This window comes from Flavobacterium sp. CSZ (genome assembly GCF_015350725.1).
Classification (GTDB): domain Bacteria; phylum Bacteroidota; class Bacteroidia; order Flavobacteriales; family Flavobacteriaceae; genus Flavobacterium.
This window is the reverse complement of record NZ_JADKPQ010000006.1, coordinates 176,604-199,376: the sequence shown is the minus strand read 5'-3', so window position 1 is coordinate 199,376 and position 22,773 is coordinate 176,604. Positions and strand designations below refer to the sequence as shown.

Sequence of the window (22,773 nt, the reverse complement as noted above, 5' to 3'; positions counted from 1 at the left end):
TTAATGTCAGATAAAGTAGAAAATCAATAAACTCATTGCGATTATCACTATCACAAATAGAATTTGCAGTAATAGGAATTTTGTTTTTCTGATTTTCATAATGACAAATGTAGTAGCCGAAAACGATATAGAAATACAAAAAAGGGTATCTAAAAATACAGATACCCTTTTTTTAACCCTTTAAAACAGCGAATTTGCTATAAAACTTCTGAAGATTTAAAAAATTTGTCAGCAAACTGAGTTGGCGTTTCCCCATACTTTTTCTGGAAGCATTTGCTGAAATATTTTGGATTGTTGAAACCGACTTTATAACTAATTTCGGAGATGTTTAATTTATTTTGTTCTAATAATTGAGCGGCGCGTTTTAATCGTATTTCATGAATGAACTCGTTGGGCGTAAAATTTGTCCACGCTTTTATTTTTAGAAATAACATCGTACGGCTTACACCTAATTCTGTACAGAAAAACGGAATATCGAATTGCTCGTTCGAAATATTTTCCTCGACAATTTTGAAAGCTTTTTTCAATAGATCTTCGTCCAGTGAAGAAACCGTTATTTCTGACGGAATGAAATTATCATCGCTGGAGAATTTGTTTTTCAATCGTTCGGTCGAATTCAGCAGGTTTTTAACTCGAAGCTTGAATTCAATTAAATTGAAAGGTTTACTGATATAATCATCTGCGCCACTTTCTAAACCTTCAAATTTATAGACCAATGAAGTTCGTGAAGTCAGCAAAATTACCGGAATATGGCTTGTTTTTAGATTCTCTTTGATTTTCGAACAAAGTTCCGTTCCTACCATTTCAGGCATAATAACATCACTTATTATTAAACTCGGAACATTCTGTAATGCTTTCTCAAAGGCTACTTTTCCGTTTTCGGCTTCAATAATATTGTAATCTTCTTTGAGTAAATTTTTCATGAACGAACGTAAAACCTTGTGATCTTCGACAATCAGGATGGTTTGCTTTTCGTCGTTGACTACAAAATCATCAATGTCTTCAGGCTCTGTTATTTCGGTTTTTTCTAATTGAGCAGTGTATTGGTCGATATCATCACTAATTTTAAAATCGGTAATAATTTCGTTGTCTAAAAGATGCGCTCTGCCTAAGGGGAGTGTAACTTTAAAAACTACACCCTGAGTTTCTTTATTGGTTACCTCAATATCTCCTTTATGAAGTTTTACAATGTTTTTTACAATTGAAAGCCCAATTCCGGTTCCTTTATTATAGTTTTTCTGAACGTTGTTGTGCATTGGAACTTCAAAAAACAAATCAAAAATTTTGTCAATATGCTCAGGCGCAATTCCAACTCCTGAATCTTCTATGGCAATAAAAAGATTTTCCTTGTCGTGTGATATTTTTAGGTGAATATTTCCGCCTTTTGGAGTATATCGAAAAGCATTTGAAATCAGATTATAAAAAACACGCTCCAGTTTATAACGATCAAAATACACCAGAATTTCTTCTTGAGAGGATTCGAAAGTATAGTTGTAACCGCCATCTTTGGCATATTCAATAAAAGATAAAAAGATTTCTCTGGTAAATTTTACAATGTTTCCTTCAGCAGATTCAAGCGTAACCTGATGGTTTTCGAGTTTCCTGAAATCCATTAAACGATTGATCAGACTCAAAAGATGATTTGCACTTCCTTCAATCACCAATAACTTTTTGTACATTTCGTTAGTACCGTTATAATTGGCTAGAATTTGTTGCAAAGGCCCTAAAATCAAGGTTAACGGCGTTCTGAATTCATGTGAAATATTAGTAAAGAAATCCAGCTTGGCAATATTATTTTCCTCAATTCGTTTGGTTTCCAAATATTCCAGTTCCAGTTTTTGTTTCAGTCTGGCTTTGGATTTCATGATCCAGATCAAGCCGTATAATCCCAGACCAATTACAATTCCGTACAATAAAAATGCCCAGATACTGCGCCATGGAGCAGGTTTTACGATAACGGTCAGGGTAGTAGGGACTTTATTCCAAACACCGTCATTATTAGAGCCACGAACTTCAAAAGTATAAGTTCCGGGATTCTGAATGGCAAAAATGGCTTCGGTACTTTTGGTTGTGGTCCAGTTGTTTTCTAATCCTACCAAACGATAACTGTATTGATTGTTTTTGGATCGAATGTAATTTGGGATCGCAAAATCTATCGAGAAATTGGCCTTGTCGTAATCGAGGGTAATGGTCTTGGTATAACCAATACTTCTCTCTAAAATACCAACAGAATCATTAGGATGAATGCTTTGGTTTTTGATTTTTAGATTCGTAATTAAAACCTGTGGGGCATAAGTATTTAGGGAGATTTTCTTGGCATCAAAATACGTAGCGCCAGACGGACTTCCGAAATAAAATTGATTCGAAGAGAGTTTTAAAGCCGAATTATCATTAAATTCATTACTTGCCAAACCATCTTTTTGATCGTAAATAACCACTGTTTTTAGTATTGTGCTGTATTTTATAATACCCTGATTGGTACTAATCCATAAGTTTTTACCATCGTCTTCAAGTATAGAATGTATCGAAGTAATAACGGTGTTTCCGATTCTTAAATTGATTTTATTGAATTTTTTTCCATCAAAATAATGCAAACCTTTTGCTTTTGTTCCCACCCAGATTTTCTTTTGGCTGTCCTGAAACAAAGTTAAAATATCATCTCCCGATAAAGAAGCCGAATCGAAAAAGTAATGTTTAATCGAATATGTATTAGGAGCAAAATTGTTCAGTGGAATATAATTTAGCCCGTTTTGAGTTCCTACCCAAACGCCTTTTTTTTGATCGACTAAAATAGTACGCACAATATTATTGGTCAGATAATTGGCTTTTGTATTGTCGTTTCCTACTACTTCAAAAGTTTTAGAAATCATATTGTAGCGAATCAAACCTTTGCCAAAAGTACCAATCCAAAGAATATCATTTCCTTCTGCTTTGATAGAATAAACGCCGGATTCTCTTAATAAAAGATTTAGTTCAGCAGAGATTCTGTTGTCTTGGATTTGTTTTGAAGTAATATTATAAGCCGATAATCCTTTTGAGAAAGTTCCAATCCACAAAATATTGCCCGAAAGACACATCGATTTGATATCATTTTTAATGGTTTGACCGCTTTTGCTATTGATGTAACTCGTAGCTTCGGTATTTCTATTGTAAATCGTGATTCCGCCGCCTTCAGTTCCAAAATAAATATTCTGATTTTTATCGGCAATAATAGAACTCACAACATCAAAACTCATCGAAATCTTTTTAGAATTCTGATTGTAATTGGAGAAATTCACATTCGAAATATCCCAAATATTCACACCTTTATAATAACATCCAATCCAGACAGAACCTTTTCGATCCATGTAAATCGATTTTACCTTGTCGATTCCGTTGCTGTTATTGCTGCTGTTTATTTTTTGAACGCTTTTATCTTTTCCTAAAATATAGATTCCGTCATACGCACCAATCCATAAGGAACCTTGATTATCAAAGGCCAGAGAACGAATATCAGTATTGATTTCGCGGTATTTATCATCCGATAAAAAAGAAACAAAAGTATTGGATGTTTTATCAAATTTAAGAAGTCCTTTGTTTTTTGTTCCCACCCACAAATTACCCGACAAATCTTCGGAAATTGCCTGAACATTGAGAAGATCCGTATGGTTTAAAGGAAAATTTTTAAAGGATAAATCACCATTTTTTCGACGTACAAGCTTACATAAACCTTTTGTTGTACCAATCCAGATTTCTCCTTTTTTCGTTTTTAAAATCGTAATAATATTGTTGCTGGGAACCGTTGTAGGATCTGTATCCGAATGAAAAATCGAGGTAAAGAGTTTTGATTTTTGATTATAAATCGTCAATCCTTTTGAGGTTCCAAACCACATCTCGTCGCCAATTTCTTTAATCGACCAAATGGCATTACTGCTTATCGTATGATTGTTTTTTGTATGTAAATATCGTGTAAAAGTATTACTCACAGGATCATAACAATTAAGCCCGTTGTAAGTTCCTACCCAGATTTTGCCTGTATTATCTTCCTCGATAGACAAAATATCGTTGTTGCTTATCGAATGTTTATTGGTTACATCGTTCCTGAAAACCGTGAATTTACTTCCGTCATATTTATTGAGTCCGTCGCGCGTACCAAACCACATTTGCCCAAATTTATCCTGATGTATAGCAATGACAGAACTCTGCGAAAGTCCATCTGTAGTAGAGATATTTTTAAGGCGGTATTTATTTTGGGAAAATACATTCCCGAAAATAAGTACAGTTAGAAGAAAGGCTATTTTGTATTTCATAGCGGTCGAATTTTATTGTGGAGTTGATCTCTGGCAAAGTCTCGAAGTTGCAAAGTTTTTATTATTTAAGTTTCTCTTTAAGTTTCTCTTTAAGTTTCTCTTTAAGTTTTTCTTTGCGTCTTCGCGTCTTTGCGAGATTAAAAAAAGAACGTACTTCAAGCGCTTTTGATACGTTTCGAAGATGTTTTTCGAGAAAAGAGCAGAGATAAAGATTTTACCTTAAAAAACTTTGCGACTCTGCGACTTTGCGAGACTATTTCTTCAAGCGCCTTTTTAATTGATACTCATAAAGCGACGCCACTTTGTCCATTGGTGTATTTAAGAATTCAATATAAGGGTCAGGTTCATATTTTACTTCGAATTTAGCATTGCCATTCACACCAATCATTCTCGCAAAAGGTCCGTCTTTCATGCCGTAAAGCAAAACTGGTTTCGTGATTTCAGCTGGTTTCTCGACCAGAATATTCAGATTCCAAAAAGTACTATATGGCCCGTGTGAAGGCTTCCAGTAATCAGCACCGCCACCGCCAAACAAGTAATAACTGTTGTTTTTATCCGGCGTTATATGCAGGGTAATATGATCGAATAAGTTTTGATGATTTGCCCCCGAATGCTGATCTAAAAGAGCATCGGCAAAAATCTCACAATCCTGATACACGTTTTTAGTTGCAAAAGTGTTGAAGCTTAACGGATGAACGGCTTTGTTGTAGATCTTCAGATTCTTCACCAATACATTATGCACGCCGCCCAAAGTCACCGTGTAATGCGACATATGCGGGCCATCGGTAACAATATCCTGTATGGTAACATTTGAGATTTCTTCGCCCAAAATTCCGCTATCAGCATTTGTAATCGTAACATCTTTGACCCAACTATTAAAAACACGGGTTAGAAATATTGCATTATTTCCGGGTTCAACATGATGTGCCACTCTTGGAATATCAGGAAAAGTAAAACGAAGATGTTCAATCCCGACTTCATTCAAATGTTTCCATTCGACCAACTGCGCCTGATAAGCTGGTTTTATGGCAATGGTCAAAGGAGTTTTAATTGTTATTTTTGAGTTTGAAATTTTGGTGATTTCAACTTGTTGCCTGACAATGGGAAGTTTTGGAAATTTCCAGTGATGTGAACCCGGTTTTACATTCGCGCCTTTGTATAAATCCTTGATGATTTCGCCGTTTTCACCATCTTTATTAAAAAGCTGTAGCTCGACAATATCGCCCACTTTCAAATCTTTTACATCCGAAACATTGATCGTATGTTCACCTATATTTCCCGAACTTACTTTCGCCAACGAATTGGGCGTTGGTTCATGTTTATCCAAATACGATTTTACACGTTCACCGGGAATTTGCGTCCAGATAAATCCACCCGACCAGGCATATTGCGAGAAAGGCAAATCGACATTATTATCAGGCTCACGTTGCCTTTTATCAAGCGTAGTGAGATATTCACGAAGTTCTGCCAATGATTCGGGATCTTTAAGATACATCATCGGTCTTGGACAATAAATTTCTGTTCCTTTTTCACCAGAACCCTCACCACGAAGTACGAAATTGCTTCTTTCGATATATACAATTTCGCTCAAAATAATGCGTCCGGCAGGCAATTGCAAGATCACATTTCCCTCAATAGCATTTGCAGCTTTTACGGCCTTTAGTAATGCTTTGGAATCATCAAGACCATCATTGGCTTTTACGCCATAATCTGTAGCATTAATAATTTTTCCCTGAACTTGTGGAATTTGGCTTTCTCCGAAATGATAGCCCGCATAACTAAAATCAGGTAAATAATTCGCTTTTGAGTCCGTAAGTATTTTAGGCATTTCTTGCGCCATGGCAACACTATTTACAAAAAGGCTGCAACAAATCAGCAGGGTTTGGGTATTCATGGTTGTGGTTATTTGGTTAGTTAGTGGTTTGCAACGAAGGCACAAAGACGCAATTTTTTTGTTTCACGCAGATTTAATTAATAAAAATCTGGAAATAATCTCTGGGTAAATCCGCTTAAATCTGCTTGAAACTTTTTTTAGTTCTTTAATACTATAGCTTAAAAAAACTTTGCGACTTTGCGACTCTGTCAGATTATCTTAAAGCGACTTCTTAATTCCCATTTCAAGTCCTCGCAATTCAGCTAAACCTCTCAAACGCCCAATTGCCGAATATCCCGGATTCGTCTTTTTATTCAAATCGTCCAGCATTTGGTGTCCGTGATCCGGACGCATGGGCAACTGGCTGTTATTTCTTTTTTCGACTTCAATAATGGCTTTTACCACTTCATACATATCAACATCGCCTTCAAGATGATTGGCTTCGTAAAAGCTTCCTTCGGCGTCTCTTTCTGTGCTTCTTAGGTGAATAAAATTCATTTTATCGCCGTGACGTCTTACAATTCCCGGTAAATCATTATCAGCTCTTACACCGTATGAACCCGTACACATCGTGAATCCGTTCGATTTTGATTCGGCGCAAGCCATCAATTCTATCAAATCTTCCTCAGTACTTACCACTCTTGGCAAACCTAAAATGGGGTAGGGCGGATCGTCAGGATGAATCGCCATTAGAACGCCTTTACTCTCGGCAACGGGAATAATCTCTTTTAAAAAGAAGAATAAATTCTCCTTCAACGCTTTTCTGTCAATATGATTATAGCCGTTTAAAGTAACCAGAAAATCTTCTACAGAATACGCCTCTTCAGCACCCGGCAGTCCAGCCAGAATATTTTGCTGTAATTTTACTTTATCGGCCGCTGTCATGGCTTCAAAATAACTTTTAGCCTTCGCGATTTGCTCTTGCGAATATTGATTTTCTGCTCCGGGTCTTTTTAAAATATACAATTCGAAAGCAGCAAAAGCATTAATATCAAAGCGCAAGGCTTTAGATCCGTCGGCAGTTTCAAAGGCCAAATCCGTTCTGGACCAGTCTAAAACCGGCATGAAATTATAGCAAATACATTTTATCCCGCATAACGCCAAATTTCGGATGCTTTCTTTATAATTTTCAATATACTCAATATAATTCCCGGTTTGTTTTTTTATGTCTTCATGAACCGGAATACTTTCTACAACCGACCATGTCAAACCCGAAGCCCCTTTTTTAGGGTCACCGTTTTCGTGTTCAATTTCAACTTTTCGTTTGATAATCTCTTCAATATCCCAAACCTGTCCGTTGGGAATATGGTGTAATGCAGTCACAATTCCAGTTGCGCCGGTTTGTTTAATATCTTGTAAAGAAACCGGATCGTTTGGCCCGAACCATCTTAACGTTTGTTCCATTTTTGATTTATTTTTTGTCCTGCAAGGTTTTCAAAAGCTTGTAGGTATTATTTGTACTAATATTTTTAAGGAGCTATTTCCAGCTATCCGTTAGAATCTTTTATTCTGAACCCGGGAATAAAAGGATTTTTACCTCTATCGGGGCTAGAGCACTGGTTTTTATCACAATTATTTTTGCCTCTTATGTCATACTGAGCGGACTCGAAGCAACGCAAGAACCTCCATAAATTGAGTTGCCAATCTTTGTCGAGTTTCGTGTGTGATCCTTCGTTGCTCAAGATGACAAAACTAATACCGCTATATATTTTTAAATACTTGTAGCGGCAAATCCTCCATCGACTTTTAAGATTGTTCCCGTAACAAATTTTGACATATCGCTGCATAAAAATAAAAGTGCCCCGTCGATATCTTCAGGAGTTCCAAATCTTCCCATTGGCGTATGCTCGATAATTTTTTCGCCTCTTGGCGTTAGTTTTCCATCAGGGGCTAGTAACAAAGCCTTGTTTTGTTCTCCTATAAAAAATCCCGGAGAAATCGCATTTACACGAATTCCTTCGCCATATTTTTGAGCTAACTCAACTGCCATCCATTGTGTAAAATTGTCAATTGCAGCTTTTGAAGCCGAATATCCCACAACTCTCGTCAAAGGTCTTTGTGCCGATGCCGATGATATATTGATGATAATACCTTGTTTTTGTTTTGCAAAAAGCTCCGAAAACACTTGCGATGGCAGCATAGTACCAATGATATTCAGATCGACTACTTTTTGCAATTCGTCTACCTTCATATCAAATATCGCCTGATTAGGGCTTATTGTTGCTCCAGGCATATTTCCGCCCGCAGCATTAATTAAAATGTCAAGACCCCCGTATTTTTCTACGATAAAATCTCTTGCTTTTTCTAATTCTTCTTTGTTTAAAACATTGGCCTGAACCGCAAAAGCTTTTCCACCGTTGTTTTCTATGTTTTGTACAGCCTTATTAGCCTTTTCAATCGATTGAGAGACGATTCCAACAATAACGCCTTGTTTGGCCAAAACGTTTGCAAAGTTGCTTCCCAATACTCCGGCACCTCCGGTAATTAATGCAATTTTTCCTTTTAGATTAAATATTGAATCCATATTAAGTTGTATAATTTATTGTGTTTTTTTTCCACAGATTAAAAGATTGAAAAGGATTTTAAAATAATCTGTGTTAATCTTTTTAATCTGTGGCTAAATTTTCCAGTGCTAAATATCTAAAGTTTATATTCTTCTTATTGTCTGGATAATTTCCAGCATTTTTTTAGTTTCGTTTTCAATTACATCGTAATCCTGTTCTTCAATGCGTTTTTTGCTGATGAGTTTGCTTCCCAGCCCAACGGCAGAAGCACCGGCAGAAAACCAGCTTTCAATACTGGCATGAGTAGGTTCTACACCGCCAGTGGTCATGAAAACCAAGGATGGAAAAACATCTTTTATGCTGCTTAAAAATTCTGTTCCCAATATGTTTCCCGGGAATAGTTTTACGAGTTTTATTCCCGCATTTTCTGCTGCTATGATTTCTGTTGGAGTCATACAACCCGGAGCGTATAAAACTTCCTTATCTTTTAAGAAATCAGCCACTTCGGGAACAAATCCCGGACTGATAAAAAAGTCGGCTGCAGCATCGCTGAAGTCTTTGGCATCTTCAAGGTTTTTAATCGTTCCTATACCTAATAACATTTCGGGCAATTCGGCATTTCGAACCGCAACCATTTTTCTGAAGTTGGATAAAGCTTCAGGGCCTCTGTTGGTATATTCAACGGCTCTGATTCCTGCTTTGTAAAGCGTTCTTAGAATTTCGACACTAATGGTTTGATCTGTTGTGAAATACAGCGGAACAATACCTTGCTCAGCAATAACATCGATGTTTTTTTGAATTGTACTCATCAGTTTTATATTTTAACTTTAATGACGATTTTTTTGAGTGTTCCTTCACCAATCATAGCCGCGTGAACATCTGTAGGAAACAAAATCGCAAATTGTTTTTCCTGCAATTCAAAAAACATATCGGGTCTGTCGTGAAAAAAACGAACATCTCTTTCCTCGCTATAATCCCCATTTGGGCTCACACATTTTTCTCTTGGTTTCCAGGCAAAAGTTTCCGGACCTTTTATCGAAATCTGGATATCGATGTTTTGATCGTGACATTCAAAACCTTTTATGCTTTCTTCTCTGGTTGCGCCTTCGCCAAGAATTACAATTACTTTTAATCCTTGGGCAATTTCAAATGCGCCTTCTTCAAGTTTACTAATGTCATTTTGATTTACGTAATCAAATGCTTCTTTGAATTTAGGGTGAAGACTGAAATATTTTGCAGCGTTTTGTAATGAATCTACAATCATTTTATTTGGTTTTTATGTTCTAATTTTATTTCACACAAGGGTAACTTATGTTTTTTATAATTGAAGTTTTACTTTATATAACGTTATTTAGTATACTGGCTTTAAGTAATAACTCCTTAAGATGTCAGTAGCCATTTTTTATGTCATAATTATAGAGTAAACTCTTAATTATCAAAAATCATAATAAATAATCTATTTGATATTATGTTTTTTAAAATACACATGTGTATATTTGCGTGTACGCACACGGTATTTTACAAATGTATATAAAAAGTTAAGTAAAACAACTTATATTTGATAAAAAAAATAATAATTTCAAGTGCATTACAACATCATTTAACTTAAAACTCATCAATATCATAACGATAAAAAAAATTGCCGAATTAGCCAATGTTTCCCCCGGAACTGTTGATAGAATTATCCATAATCGTGGGCAGGTTGCTCAGGAAAATGTAGATAAAGTAAATGCTATTATTGAACAATATGGCTACAAAAGAAATATTCTGGCGAGTAATCTGGCCTTGAATAAAAAATTTCATTTTGCAGTTTTTTTACCACAATATGAAAATCTGGAATATTGGAAAAGCCAAATTACCGGAATAGAAAAAGCAGCAATTGAGTTTAGTAAGTTCGGAATTGTACTGGATTATTTCTTTTATGATTTTAATGCATCTTCGTTTAAAGAGGCCGTTAAAAAAGTATTGGAATTTGATTGCGAGGGACTTTTATTCGCGCCTATTTTTTACCAGGAGTCGGTTCGTTTTTTGGCAGAATATGAAAAGAAAAATATTCCCGTGGTGATGATCGATTCGAATATTTCTAATAATGACGAACATGCTTATGTGGGACAAGATGCTTTTCAGAGTGGTTATTTGGCCGGAAGGCTAATCAGTTTTGCGGTAAAAAACGAAAGACAAATCTTGATTTTCAAAATCACCAGAGAGATCGAAAGTACATCGGTTTATTTACAGCGCATCAATGGTTTTTATTCGTTTTTTAAAGATCATAATGAACTTAATAATTTTAAATTTTCTGAAATCACCATTAAAGATTCGGGAATTGATCAGCTCAATTTAGAAATGTTCACTGCAATAAACAGTGTTTTTGTCCCTAATTCCAGAGCGTATATTGTCGCGAGATTTTTAGAGCAAAACAATATAAAGGGCGTGAGAATAATTGGTTACGATTTATTGAAGGATAATATCGAATATTTAAATAAAGGTGTAATCGACTTTTTAATCAACCAAAGACCCGAAGAGCAGGGCTATATGGGAATTAATCATTTGTATAAAAAACTCGTCTTGCAGGAAACTATAGAGAACACACATTATATTCCGCTAGAAATTATTCTAAAAGAGAATTATTTTCCTGCGAGGAAATGATTTTTTTCCAAGCCTTTTTAATTAATCTCGCAAAGGCGCTAAGTTGCAAAGTTTTTAATCTTAGTAACCTAAAATCTTAGCCACTTAGCGTCTTTGCGAGAAACTATTTCTTCACCTTAATAACCAATGGGTTATTTATTTTTTTAGCAAACGAAGTCAAATACGTTTCCCATTGTTTTTGAGTTTGAAATGGACTTCCTTTTTTCCATCCAAAGCCAACGTAGTAAATCGCTTTATTATTCTTTACCTCAATATTTCCGAATAGATTACTTAGATCTTTATCTTCGGTAATATGATTATCAAAACTTTTTAAAGTGTTTTTGGGAGCTACGATTCCAGTTCCAATTTCAGAATCGTCGATAGGTTCCCAATGGCTTAACCAGCCTTCTTTTATATTGGTTCCAATAGTTCCTTTTTTGTCATGAAGCGTTAATCCGGCAGCAATAGATTTTGTTCCGGTAATATTGATTTCAAAACGAGAAAGATAACTTCCGTAATCCAGACTGATCAGTTTTGACTCGGTTATTTTGTTGCCTTTTGCATCCCAATCGGCATACGTCAGGATAAAACTCGTTCTGATAGGTCCGGTGGTGATAGTTTTCCAGCTAGTGAAATTCTTGGAAAAATAGTATTTATCATCGACCTTAACGGCAATTCCGCCCACGCCACGACTGTCACCCACATGAAAATTATCTAAACCTTCACCAGTATCTTTATGATACGTTCCGGTTCCGTTAGTAGCTTTTTGGTACCATTTATTGATAATTGGGTAATCGACTCTTTTTAGCCAGGCGTCAATTCCGCTGGTTAGAGTTCCACCCGCAATTTTGTCTTCTACCATTTTTTGTGCTACCGGACCATAGGTTCTAAAGGCGACTTTATTATTTTCCCACGCATAATCATCTGTTCTTTCAGGAACAAATCTCGAATAGCAGCTAATTGTAGTTTCTTTTGATGGATTTTCGGCAACCAACACTTCAAAATCTTGTTGCGATGACGCTTTTATTTTAGGTTGAAATAAGAGTACATCAATAGTTCCGTCACCATCATTATCGATAGATTGGGTGGTCAAAAAAGCATTTGTACCCACTTGTTTTACAGCATAATTTTCCAGTTTAACAGAAGTTGCTAATCCCAGAGATTTTTTAGTTAATTCAATAGTTTCGAATTCACGATCTATGGGAAGGAAATTAGTAACGGTAATGATTTTGTTTTGAGCATGAACGGCAAAACTACTTGCCAGAATTGCGGTGAATAAAATATGTTTTTTCAAAGCTTTACAGGTATTAATTAATCGAAAATTGGATTTTTTTTTTTGAATCATAAAGATACAAATCAAATATAACTTTAGAATACGGAATTGGGGTAAAAAAGTACAAAGTGTTATTTTTGAATATGTGGATTCTTTTTTTTATAAGTTGAGTTAAAAAACTTTTTTTGAGTGATAAGGGAGTGTTTTTTTTATATGATTTAGTTAGTATTCAGGTACTTATACGTGGTTTTAATCAATAATTTATTTGTTGCTTTGTCAGTATTATTAACCCCTAAAAACAATTAAAATGGAATCAGAAAGCAAAACAGTTACAGGTACAAAGAAAGAAACGATAGATATCATGTCGGGTAGTACAAGAGGTGTGGATGTGGGAACCAATACACCTTCTTTGGAAATTACAATTACGAATGAAGGACCTTCTGACAGTGTCATAGTTTCCGGAAACCGTTACGAATTAAGAAACGGTCATCAAAGTACCTTTAAATTAGGTGATTTGACAAGTGGAAGTGTTATAACTCTTCAAAATAATGGGATGGACCGTGCGCGAGTTCAAATCTCCTGGTAAACGTAGTCTTTTATAACGAAATCCATGCTCTGTTTTGTATGGATTTCTTTGAAATTTTATATCTCTTAATGGTTGGGCTTTCAATCCATGTTCATTTTTTCATTTCGATCAATAGCATCGGGCTTTTTACATTGTAAATACTTCACAGTTTGCGCAAGCCACCAATTCTTCATTACATTAGAAATATTTTCAGGTACTTGTTTTCTTAGATAAGCAGACAGGTTTAAAAAATATTATTTTAATGATGCTGTAACTTCTTATTTTATTTTTTGTAATTTACATAATGGGTAACTTCTATCAGGTTATTGTATAATTAAATGTAAATCAACAGTATGATTAAATGTATTATTTTCGATTGTGATGGTGTGCTTGTCGATACAGAAAAAATTGGTAACGGAATTATGCTTGAAATGGCAGCAGAATATGGTTTTAAGATGAAACTGGAAGATGCTTATCGCGATTTTAACGGTCGTAAATTAAAGGAATGTTTCCTGTATATTGAGAATGCTATCGGCAAAAAACTTCCCGATACTTTTGAATCAGATTATCGTGAGAAAAGTTTTGAAGCTTTCAAAACACAGGTAAAACCAATGGAAGGCATAGTTGAATTTCTTAATAAATTAAAAATCCCTTATTGCGTAGCTTCCAGCGGTCCTGTCGATAAAATACGATTGAATCTTGGAGTGGCTGGTTTGCTCGATAAATTCGAAAATAAAATATTCAGTTCTTACCAGATTAACAGCTGGAAACCAGAACCGGGAATTTTTCTGCACGCCGCAAAAGAAATGGGATTTGAGGTTAAGGAGTGTATCGTAATAGAAGACAGCAAAGCAGGAGTAATTGCCGGAATTAGCGGTGGGTTTAAAGTTTATGGTTTTGCCAATGGTTACAATAATGAAGATTTAAAAAAAGAAGGAGCGGTCCTTTTTAGTAACTATGAAGAGTTAAGTCAGCAACTTTATTTTTAGAATTTAAATTTCGTTTACTATTTATTAATATTGGTACTTTACAGTTGAGAAAGGTTTCCCATTAACAATATCAACCATTTTTGTTGTAGGATAACCTTTTGAATTGTATTCGTACAAATTAATTGTTGTGCCTATAAAAACATCTTTAGTAGTTTTAGTTGATTTAATAATGTTGTTAACCGATGGCATGAGATTTAATAATAAATTATAGCCTAAAATATTTTTGAAGCTATCATTTTTATTATCGTATTCGTACAATGTTGAAATTTCTAATACAGAATTTGAGTAATATTCCTCTTTAACAATATTACCCTCTTTAATAAAAAGTTTACCAGAAATGAGATCTTTTTCCTGTTCAGCCCCGTTTAAGGCATTAACTTTATATATTTGATATGAAACGGTTCCGTCCTCATTATAAATATACTTTGTAAGGTTTTTATATTGAGGTCCAAAATCGTACTCGATTCTCAAACAAGAATAAATTTTACCATTTGAATATTTATATTCCATAGTCGAAAAGAGTTTTCCGTTTGCGTCCAAATCTTCAATTTTTGTAATTACATTATCACTATAAGTATAATTGGTTTTTTCTCCATCTTGAAAAGTGATTGATTTAATTTTATTTTTATCATATGAAAATTTTTGAGTAATCGTTTTACCATTATAATTAACTGCAATTTCTTTAACAAAAACAGATTCTTCTAAATTTGATGATTCATTTTTATCGTTAGAACAAGAAGAAAGCAATAGTAAAGTAACGCTTAGTAAACAAAGGATTTTTTTCATATTTGATTTTTATCGGATGCAAATTAACAAATTTTAAAATTACTATTTCAAGATTGTAAAGCATAAATTATTACTTTTTAGAGAAAAAAGTTTCAGGTTTCAAGTTTCAGGTTTGCGCTACTTTTAAGGAGCTTTGTCAAAGTTTTAAACTTTGACAAAGCTTTCATATTTTAAGCTTTTTCTAATTCCCATATTCTCTAATTTATTCATTATCAAATCCTCTAATTAAAATGTAATTTGTTGCATTAAAATAATATTTTATATATTTGATTATAAAGATTTATTTTTTTTAATGCTTTTAATTGTCAAATTATAATTTTAAGAGTAGTAATAAGAATATCTTTCTTGCTTAGAAATACCTTTTCCCAAAGGGGTATTTTTGAGACTGTAGCTCTTAAAAAGCTACGCACTAACCTACAGACAGAAACAAAAATGACAAAATTTTCACTTAGAATTTTAGTTCTATCCATATCCCTTTTGTATCCAATTGCTCATGCCCAAATTAAGAAAATTGGAGTTCCCTTTATTACCAACTATAACCCTAAAACCTATAAAGCAGCATCTGAAAACTGGGATGTTTTGCAGGATTCTAAAGGCATGATGTTTTTTGCGAATCATTTTGGTATTATGCAATTTGATGGCGTGAGATGGAGTATTGTTGCACAGCCGGAAAATAAAAGCATGGTTCGTTCTCTTGCGATCGATAAAAATGATAAAATGTATGTTGGCGCTCAGGGCGAATTCGGTTATACGGTTCAATTACCAAATGGGCAATATAAATATACTTCTCTGATAAAATTATTGCCGGATTCTGCCAGAAATTTTGGTGATGTTTTGCATACGGTTATTCTAGATAAAGAAGTAGTTTTTTTCTCGAATGAAGAACTGTTTATTTATAAGGATAAGAGAATCAAAGTAATAGGATCTGAGGCCAAATTTGATGAATTTTTTGAAGTTGGTAAAGAAATCTACGTCTTAGATAATGTAAAAGGTCTGCTGAAATTAGAAAATAATGCTTTAGGCGAAATTCCAAGCAGTAAAGAATTTATCGGAATGAAGATCAGAAAAATTTTTAAAACCAATGAAGGTTTGATAATCCTGACACAAAAGAAAGGTTTATTGGTTTACAAAAACAATCAGTTAAAACCTTTTGTAACCGAAGCAGATAATGTATTGAAACAGAATCAGATCTCAACAGGAATTTTGCTCCCTGATGGCTATTTGGGAATTGGAACGCGTCAAAACGGATTGATAGTTATTAATAGTAAAGGAAATTTAATTCAGCATATTAATAAGCAGACAGGTTTGCAAAACGATTATGTGACCAATCTTAAAATGGATAGGGAAGGTAATTTGTGGGTTAGCTTGAAAGATGGAATTTCGATGATTCAGATTTCGTCGCCTTTATCAAAAATACTGGACGCGTCTAATTCAGAAACCAAAATATATTGCAGTGAGATTTATCAGAACAAATTGTATATCGCTACCGATAATGGTGTTTTTTGGTTGGATTGGAATGCTTACAAAGATGGTCAACACGAGAATGTTCATTTTCAGCATATTTCAGGAATGTCTGAAAATGTATGGAATATTAGCGTTTTTGGAAATTCACTTTTGGCTTTTGAGAAAAATGGAGTTTTTGAAATCAAAGATAATTCGGCGCAATTATTAGCCAGGACAGATGGCGCATGGCAAGGTGTTCTAATTCCGAACCATCCAGATTTATTGCTTGTGGGTGGTTATAACGGTTTATATTTATTAAAGCAGATTAATAATTCCTGGGTGTATCAGCATAAAATAAAAGGTTTTGAACAAAGCAGCAGAGTAATTGTAACGGATAAGGATGAGAATATTTGGATTGCACATGGTTATAAAGGAATCTTCAAAATGAAATTGAATCAAACATTCGATACTGTTTCGAATATTGAATTTTATAATGATAAAAATGGTTTTCCGTCGAGTCTGTTTTTAAATAATTTCAAAATTAAGAATCAGATTCTTTTTGGAACCACAAAAGGCGTCTATAAACAAGATGCTCATTCAAAGAAAATGATTCCTGATGCTATTTTCAAAAAATATCTCGGAATGGAAAGTCATATTCGGCTGCTTAAAGAAGATCCTCAAAACAATATCTGGTATATTTCGGGAGAGAATACCGGAAAGATGAATCAGAAAACAGGCGCAGGTTTCACTATCGAAGAATTGCCTTTTCGCAAACTGAGATATTTATACATTCCGGGTTTCGAGAATATTCAGACCACTACAAAGGGAGATGTCTTTTTTGGGACGCAAGAAGGTTTGATTCATTACAATACAACCAAAAGCAAGAAATATGAGGCGAAGTACAAAGCAATAATTTCTGAGGTTAAATGTATCTTTCCAAAAGACAGTTTGTTGTTTTCCAGCAGATACGATGTACTTCCAACTAATATGGAATGGGCAAATACATTTTCGCCTGTTTTATCGTATTCGAATAACGCTTTACACTTTTCATTTGCTTCACTTTGTTATGATCAGGCCGATGCAACTAAATACGAATATTGGCTGGAAGGGTTTGAACCCAAATGGTCAGAATATACTCTTCAGACTGAAAAGGAATATACCAATTTACCCGAAAACGAATATATTTTTCACGTAAGGGCAAAAAACATTTATGATGTAGTTAGCCAAGAGGCTATTTTTAAATTTGAAGTTTTGCCGCCCTGGTACAGAACAACCTGGGCTTATATTTTGTATTTGATATTATTTGGGGTTTTGATTTATACCATTATCAAATACCAAAAAAATCTGGCTGAACGCGAACGCGAACAACTAATCCTGAATCAGGAAAAGGAATTGCTTAGAAATCGCGCCGAATTAAATGAACAAAAACTGGCGTTAGAACAGGAAAACATGGCCATTATGAAAGAGAATCTTCAAACCACGATTAATCTCAAAAATGCTAAAGTAGCTTCGAATACCGTCAATCTTATTCATTTAAATGAAATTTTACTTTCGATAAAAGATCTTATTGGCCAGATTGATAAAAACAATGATTTTAATACCAATTTTGGTTTATTAAAGAAAATTAACCGAATCATTGATCACGAATTACAGGGAGATAAGCATTGGAACGAGTTTGAAGAGATTTTTAATCAGCTTCATGATAATTTCATGCAACGATTGAAAACGAGTTTCCCGGAATTGACTCCGCGTGATATGCGATTGTGTGCCTATTTGCGAATGAATTTCAATACCAAAGAAATCGCACCGCTTTTGGGGATTTCTGTAAGAGGAGTTGAAGATACCAGATATCGCATTCGTAAAAAATTGCAGCTTTCATCAGAAGCAAATATTACGGAGTTTATTTTGAATTTTTGATCTTTTATTATTCATACCAATTAAGGTTTGAAAAATCTGAAATTTGTGCCGTTAGGAACTACATGTTGGTAGTTATTAGATTTTAAATTCGTTTGCGTGCTGCAGGTACGCAACAAAATGATGAATATTACCCACCTAGGGCACGTTAAACTTATTTTCAATTGTGTTTCTCTACCAATATTTAGTGTCTAAAGGCACATTTCATATCTCGTTTTATTATTAAGTAAAATCTCAAGTAGTTTTACGCTTTTTGCGGGCTAATTATTACATTTTTTTGCAAACACCGTAGTCAAACCGTATTCAAAAATGTAAGTCTTGCCTGATTTATTTGTTAATATTGTCCCTTTATTATTACAATATAATCTGTTTTTTACAAAGCAGGTATTTATTGCGCTAATAATCTTTACTAACAAATAACCTAAAGACAAATGAAGCAAAAAGACTCTTTTTTCGGCCGACCACCGAAAAGCAATTACAATGTATTAAAAAGGTGTTTAATGTTACTGGTTCTGGCATTATTTCCACTTTTAAAAGTTCACTCACAATGCAACACTTTAATTTGGTCAGATGAATTTAACGGGACAACGGTAGATGCGACCAAATGGCAAAGTATTTCCGGAAACGGCTGTCCATCGCTTTGCGGTTTCGGAAATGCCGAAGCCCAACGTTACGATCCTGGTCAGGCAACCATTGTCAAGGAAGGAACAAACAGTTATTTGAACATTCAGGCAAAATACGAACCCAATGCGGCATTTCCCTCGCAGCCGTATTCTTCGGCCAAACTCACAACAGAAGGTAAATATGCCATCAAATACGGAAGAATCGAAGCCCGTATGAAATTATCTAACGCAATGGGCGCGTGGCCGGCTTTCTGGATGTTACCGGCAGGAACTTCAAACTGGCCTTTTACTGGTGAAATTGATATTATGGAAGCCAAACACAGAAACCCAAAATCTGTAGACGGAACGCTTCATTATGACGCAGGCGGTTATCATTATACCGGAAGAAGTTATTCTTCAACAACTGATTTATCTAACGAATTTCACGTTTATGCCGTAGAATGGGGACCAAACATTATCAAATGGTTTATAGACGATACTTTATTTCATACCGCAACACCTAATACGACTGTAAATGGCGGATGGCCTTTTAATGATCAACAGTTTTATATTATTTTAAATCTGGCTGTTGGTAGCGGGGGAACGCCTTATACAAGTGTAAACGGAGTAGGTGTAGAGCCAATTCCGGCTGACTTTCCGGCAAAACTCCAGGTAGATTATGTTCGTGTTTACAGCGGTAGTTTTACCTATGGCGTTTTAGGCGATGCAAAAGTGTATCATAACGAAACAGGTAAAACCTATTCTATCAATGCTATTGCGGGAGCGACTTATAACTGGACCGTTCCGGCAGGAGCATCCATTACTTCAGGGCAAGGAACAAATACAATCACTGTGAATTGGGGAACTACTGGCGGAGACGTTTCTGTAGCCACTAGCGTTTCAGGATGTGCTGGAAATACTTATAAATTGGCCGTGGTTACCGAAGTGCCTTTACCGGTAGAGAGAATCTACGAAGATTTTCAATCGAATCGAAATGTTGTTTATGGACTTAAAACAGGAGTTCTTACAGAAGCTGTTGCAAATCCATCGGCTACAGGAATCAACACATCGGCTTTGGTGGGGAAATATGTTCGTAACGCTTCTGAATTATACGATGTTTTAAATATCAAAAATGTAACGATCAGCAATGCGAATGATTATGTGTATGGCAGAAAAAAACTTTCTTTTGATATCTATACCTCGGCGCCTGTTGGTACAAAAATTTCGATGCAACTCGAAAATAGTCTGGTAACCACAGCCACGAATTTCCCATCAGGAAGACACAGCGGTTACAAAGCCACAACTACGGTTCAGAACAAATGGGAAACCATTGAATTTGAATTCGAAAAAGTAATCGATGCCAATACAAGTGCTTTAACAATTAATAATGTAGTATTTCTTTTTGAATCCAATTCGAATACCGCAACGACGTATTATATTGATAATTTGCTTACAAGAGCTGCTCTGGAAAAACCAATTATTGCTACAGATGTTTTACAAAACTATGATGGTATCAATAAAATAATTAAAGGAACGACAACCGGAGTATATTCTGTTGTGGCAAATCCGGGAGTAAATGCGGTTAACTCTTCTGCAAATGTGGCGAAATATGTTCGAAATATTACAGAACAATACGATGTGCTTTTCTTTAATACGCAAGGCAATATCGAAGATGCAGGTTTACTAAAAAATCAGACCAATAAAATCATGATCGATGTGTATACTACCGCGCCAATTGGTACAGTGGTCAGTCTGAATTTAGAGAATAGCGCAACGTCGCTTCCTGCTAATTTCCCCACGGGAAGAAATAGTAATTATGTAGCGATTACAACCAAACAAAATCAATGGGAAACCCTGACTTTCTACTACAATTCAAGTCCGGATCCCGGAACATCCAATCTGGCGGTAAACCAAATGGTGATACTAGCCAATTCAGGTTCTTTTACAAACGACACGTATTATTTTGATAATATCAGAATTGGTTCAACCAAATTACCGGACACTTTTACGCCCGGAGTAGTTTATGAAGATTACCAAACAGTGCACAATATCACGTTTAGAGATGCCATTGGAACCTATACAGCAAACACGCCAAATCCAAGCGTAAGTGGAATCAATACCTCTACAAACGTTGGAAAATATGTTAGAAAATCCACAGAGTTGTACGATAACTTTTCTTTCAATACCACTTTAAATAATATTGGAGATTTTAAAAGCGGAACCAAGAAATTTGCTATGGATGTGTATACTTCTGCGCCGGTTGGATCAGTAATTTCATGGCAGGCAGAAAGCAGCGCATCGGTTCCTTCCAATTATCCGGTGGGAAGACATAGTATTTATCAGGGTGTTGTAAAACAAACCAATACCTGGCATACCATTACCTTTACTTATGCGAGCGCTCCGGATGCATCGACATTGGATACTGAAGTAAATCGTTTTGTGTTCTTATTTGAACCGGGAACGAACTCAGGAAATACCTATTATTTTGACAATATCAGAGCAGTAAATTTAGTGGGAACAGAAAATCCTCCGGCAACTTTACCAGCGCCTTGGATAAGTTCAGATTTAGGAGATGTAAATCCAGCCGGAGAAGCCACTCATGCCAGCGGAACTTTCACCATAAAAGGATCGGGAACTGATATTTGGGAATCGAGCGATCAATTTCAGTTTGTAAACCAATCCATTACAGGCGATGCTGAAATTATTGCCAAAGTAAATTCATTAACCAATACCAACACTTACGCAAAAGCAGGAGTAATGTTCCGTGAAACTTTGACGCCAAGTTCTAAACACGCTATGACCGATATTACGGCCGCAGCAGGAGTAGAATTTCTATCCAGAGATACTGTTTCGGGAATCACAACAGCTCAGACAGCTACAGGAACGGCTCCAAAATGGCTTCGTGTAACAAGAGCAGGAAATGTATTTACATCTTATACCTCAGATAATGGTTCAACCTGGACACAATTGGGTACGCCAAGAACAATTGTTATGGCCAATACCATTTATGTGGGAATGGCGGTAACTTCTCACGCAAACGGAACTTTGGCAACAGGAGTTTTTAGTGATGTTATTGTTCGCAATAGTACGCCTCCTACTAACAATGTCAATTTGGCTTTAGCCAAAACTACTTTAGCTTCTTCAGAAGAAAACGCAACTTATTCTTCGGCGAAAGCCACAGATGGAGAGACAGGAACAAGATGGGCAAGTAGTTTTGTCAATGCAAGTGAATGGATTTATGTTGATTTAGGAAGTAATTACAACATCAATCGTGTAGTATTAAAATGGGAAGCCGCTTTTGCAACTCAGTATAAAGTACAAATTTCGACCGATAATGTTTTCACCGAAAATGAAACTATAAATACACAAACGGCAAGCGACGGGGGAACTGATGATTTGACGGTGAGTGGAACCGGAAGATACATTAGAGTTTTATGCACGGCGAAAGCTTTGGCTCCATACGGATATTCTTTATTCGAAATCGAAGCGTACGGGTCTGCTTCTACTGCCAAAAAAGCTGCGGTTGTAACTCAAGAAACTCATGCAAGAAGTACTGCATTTGCGGTATATCCCAATCCGGCAAGCAATTATATTGAGCTGGCAATACCTGGTGAATTAAACAACAAAGTGGTAACGATTTATGATGATTCAGGAACCTTGCTAATAGAGAAAAAATTGAATGCTGATACTCAGGAAGACCTGATCGATGTGAGTAAACTTAGAAAGGGAATTTACATTGTGAACTTTAAATCCGATCAAAAAAGCTGGTCAAAAAAACTGATCAAGCAATAATCTAAAACCCGGTTGGGTGTAATGATCCTTAATAGTTACACCCAACTTTTTATACCTATAATTTTCTCATTCTTACTAATGAATTAAAAACAAGTTTATTAACCCAAAAAAAATTAAA

13 protein-coding genes are annotated in these 22,773 nt (G+C 35.3%); 5 read left to right on the top strand and 8 right to left on the bottom strand.

Annotated elements, in window-relative coordinates:
- Nucleotides 1–197: 197 nt before the first annotated feature.
- From IRZ78_RS09095 to IRZ78_RS09070, 6 genes are all read right to left on the bottom strand, one after another.
- Nucleotides 198–4,289: a two-component regulator propeller domain-containing protein gene (locus IRZ78_RS09095; RefSeq protein ID WP_194616220.1), complete on the bottom strand. Its 4,092-nt coding sequence runs from the start codon at nucleotides 4,287–4,289 to the stop codon at nucleotides 198–200.
- Between the two features lie 253 nt (nucleotides 4,290–4,542).
- On the bottom strand, nucleotides 4,543–6,183 hold the full coding sequence (locus IRZ78_RS09090; protein WP_194616219.1) for a hypothetical protein: 1,641 nt from the start codon (nucleotides 6,181–6,183) through the stop codon (nucleotides 4,543–4,545).
- Between the two features lie 198 nt (nucleotides 6,184–6,381).
- A complete protein-coding gene (uxuA, locus tag IRZ78_RS09085) occupies nucleotides 6,382–7,566 on the bottom strand; it encodes a mannonate dehydratase (protein WP_194616218.1) in 1,185 nt (394 codons plus the stop codon).
- 307 nt (nucleotides 7,567–7,873) lie between these two features.
- Nucleotides 7,874–8,686: an SDR family oxidoreductase gene (locus IRZ78_RS09080; protein WP_194616217.1), complete on the bottom strand. Its 813-nt coding sequence runs from the start codon at nucleotides 8,684–8,686 to the stop codon at nucleotides 7,874–7,876.
- Between the two features lie 123 nt (nucleotides 8,687–8,809).
- A complete protein-coding gene (locus IRZ78_RS09075) occupies nucleotides 8,810–9,475 on the bottom strand; it encodes a bifunctional 4-hydroxy-2-oxoglutarate aldolase/2-dehydro-3-deoxy-phosphogluconate aldolase (protein ID WP_194616216.1) in 666 nt (221 codons plus the stop codon).
- A 5-nt stretch (nucleotides 9,476–9,480) separates the two neighbouring features.
- A complete protein-coding gene (locus IRZ78_RS09070) occupies nucleotides 9,481–9,930 on the bottom strand; it encodes a YhcH/YjgK/YiaL family protein (RefSeq protein ID WP_194616215.1) in 450 nt (149 codons plus the stop codon).
- Nucleotides 9,931–10,253: 323 nt separating this feature from the next.
- Between IRZ78_RS09070 and IRZ78_RS09065 the strand changes: the two genes are divergently transcribed.
- Nucleotides 10,254–11,312: a LacI family DNA-binding transcriptional regulator gene (locus tag IRZ78_RS09065; protein WP_347349819.1), complete on the top strand. Its 1,059-nt coding sequence runs from the start codon at nucleotides 10,254–10,256 to the stop codon at nucleotides 11,310–11,312.
- A 103-nt stretch (nucleotides 11,313–11,415) separates the two neighbouring features.
- On the opposite strand, the gene IRZ78_RS09060 is transcribed toward IRZ78_RS09065, so the two are convergent.
- Nucleotides 11,416–12,585 (bottom strand): DUF4861 family protein, encoded by a 1,170-nt coding sequence (locus tag IRZ78_RS09060; protein ID WP_194616214.1) that lies wholly within the window; start codon nucleotides 12,583–12,585, stop codon nucleotides 11,416–11,418.
- A gap of 286 nt (nucleotides 12,586–12,871) precedes the next feature.
- On the opposite strand from IRZ78_RS09060, the gene IRZ78_RS09055 reads away from it, so the two are divergent.
- Both IRZ78_RS09055 and IRZ78_RS09050 read left to right on the top strand, forming a co-directional pair.
- The gene (locus IRZ78_RS09055) at nucleotides 12,872–13,150 is read left to right on the top strand and encodes a hypothetical protein (protein ID WP_194616213.1); all 279 of its coding nucleotides are present in this window, start codon (nucleotides 12,872–12,874) and stop codon (nucleotides 13,148–13,150) included.
- A gap of 332 nt (nucleotides 13,151–13,482) precedes the next feature.
- Complete coding sequence (locus IRZ78_RS09050) at nucleotides 13,483–14,118, top strand: HAD family hydrolase (protein ID WP_194616212.1); 636 nt, start codon at nucleotides 13,483–13,485, stop codon at nucleotides 14,116–14,118.
- A gap of 24 nt (nucleotides 14,119–14,142) precedes the next feature.
- Here IRZ78_RS09050 and IRZ78_RS09045 read toward each other — a convergent pair whose 3' ends face one another.
- A complete protein-coding gene (locus IRZ78_RS09045; protein WP_194616211.1) occupies nucleotides 14,143–14,904 on the bottom strand; it encodes a hypothetical protein in 762 nt (253 codons plus the stop codon).
- Between the two features lie 432 nt (nucleotides 14,905–15,336).
- Between IRZ78_RS09045 and IRZ78_RS09040 the strand changes: the two genes are divergently transcribed.
- Nucleotides 15,337–18,264, top strand: coding sequence for a triple tyrosine motif-containing protein (locus IRZ78_RS09040; RefSeq protein ID WP_194616210.1), 2,928 nt, complete (start codon nucleotides 15,337–15,339; stop codon nucleotides 18,262–18,264).
- 497 nt (nucleotides 18,265–18,761) lie between these two features.
- Complete coding sequence (locus IRZ78_RS09035) at nucleotides 18,762–22,655, top strand: family 16 glycosylhydrolase (RefSeq protein ID WP_228520418.1); 3,894 nt, start codon at nucleotides 18,762–18,764, stop codon at nucleotides 22,653–22,655.
- Nucleotides 22,656–22,773 lie beyond the last annotated feature (118 nt).

Bases quoted from the DNA above. Each gene is read 5' to 3' on its own strand.
- IRZ78_RS09095 (WP_194616220.1), bottom strand. From the start codon at position 4,289: ATGAAATACAAAATAGCCTTTCTTCTAACTGTACTTATTTTCGGGAAT.
- IRZ78_RS09090 (WP_194616219.1), bottom strand. From the start codon at position 6,183: ATGAATACCCAAACCCTGCTGATTTGTTGCAGCCTTTTTGTAAATAGT.
- uxuA (WP_194616218.1), bottom strand. From the start codon at position 7,566: ATGGAACAAACGTTAAGATGGTTCGGGCCAAACGATCCGGTTTCTTTA.
- IRZ78_RS09080 (WP_194616217.1), bottom strand. From the start codon at position 8,686: ATGGATTCAATATTTAATCTAAAAGGAAAAATTGCATTAATTACCGGA.
- IRZ78_RS09075 (WP_194616216.1), bottom strand. From the start codon at position 9,475: ATGAGTACAATTCAAAAAAACATCGATGTTATTGCTGAGCAAGGTATT.
- IRZ78_RS09070 (WP_194616215.1), bottom strand. From the start codon at position 9,930: ATGATTGTAGATTCATTACAAAACGCTGCAAAATATTTCAGTCTTCAC.
- IRZ78_RS09055 (WP_194616213.1), top strand. From the start codon at position 12,872: ATGGAATCAGAAAGCAAAACAGTTACAGGTACAAAGAAAGAAACGATA.
- IRZ78_RS09050 (WP_194616212.1), top strand. From the start codon at position 13,483: ATGATTAAATGTATTATTTTCGATTGTGATGGTGTGCTTGTCGATACA.
- IRZ78_RS09045 (WP_194616211.1), bottom strand. From the start codon at position 14,904: ATGAAAAAAATCCTTTGTTTACTAAGCGTTACTTTACTATTGCTTTCT.
- IRZ78_RS09040 (WP_194616210.1), top strand. From the start codon at position 15,337: ATGACAAAATTTTCACTTAGAATTTTAGTTCTATCCATATCCCTTTTG.
- IRZ78_RS09035 (WP_228520418.1), top strand. From the start codon at position 18,762: ATGTTACTGGTTCTGGCATTATTTCCACTTTTAAAAGTTCACTCACAA.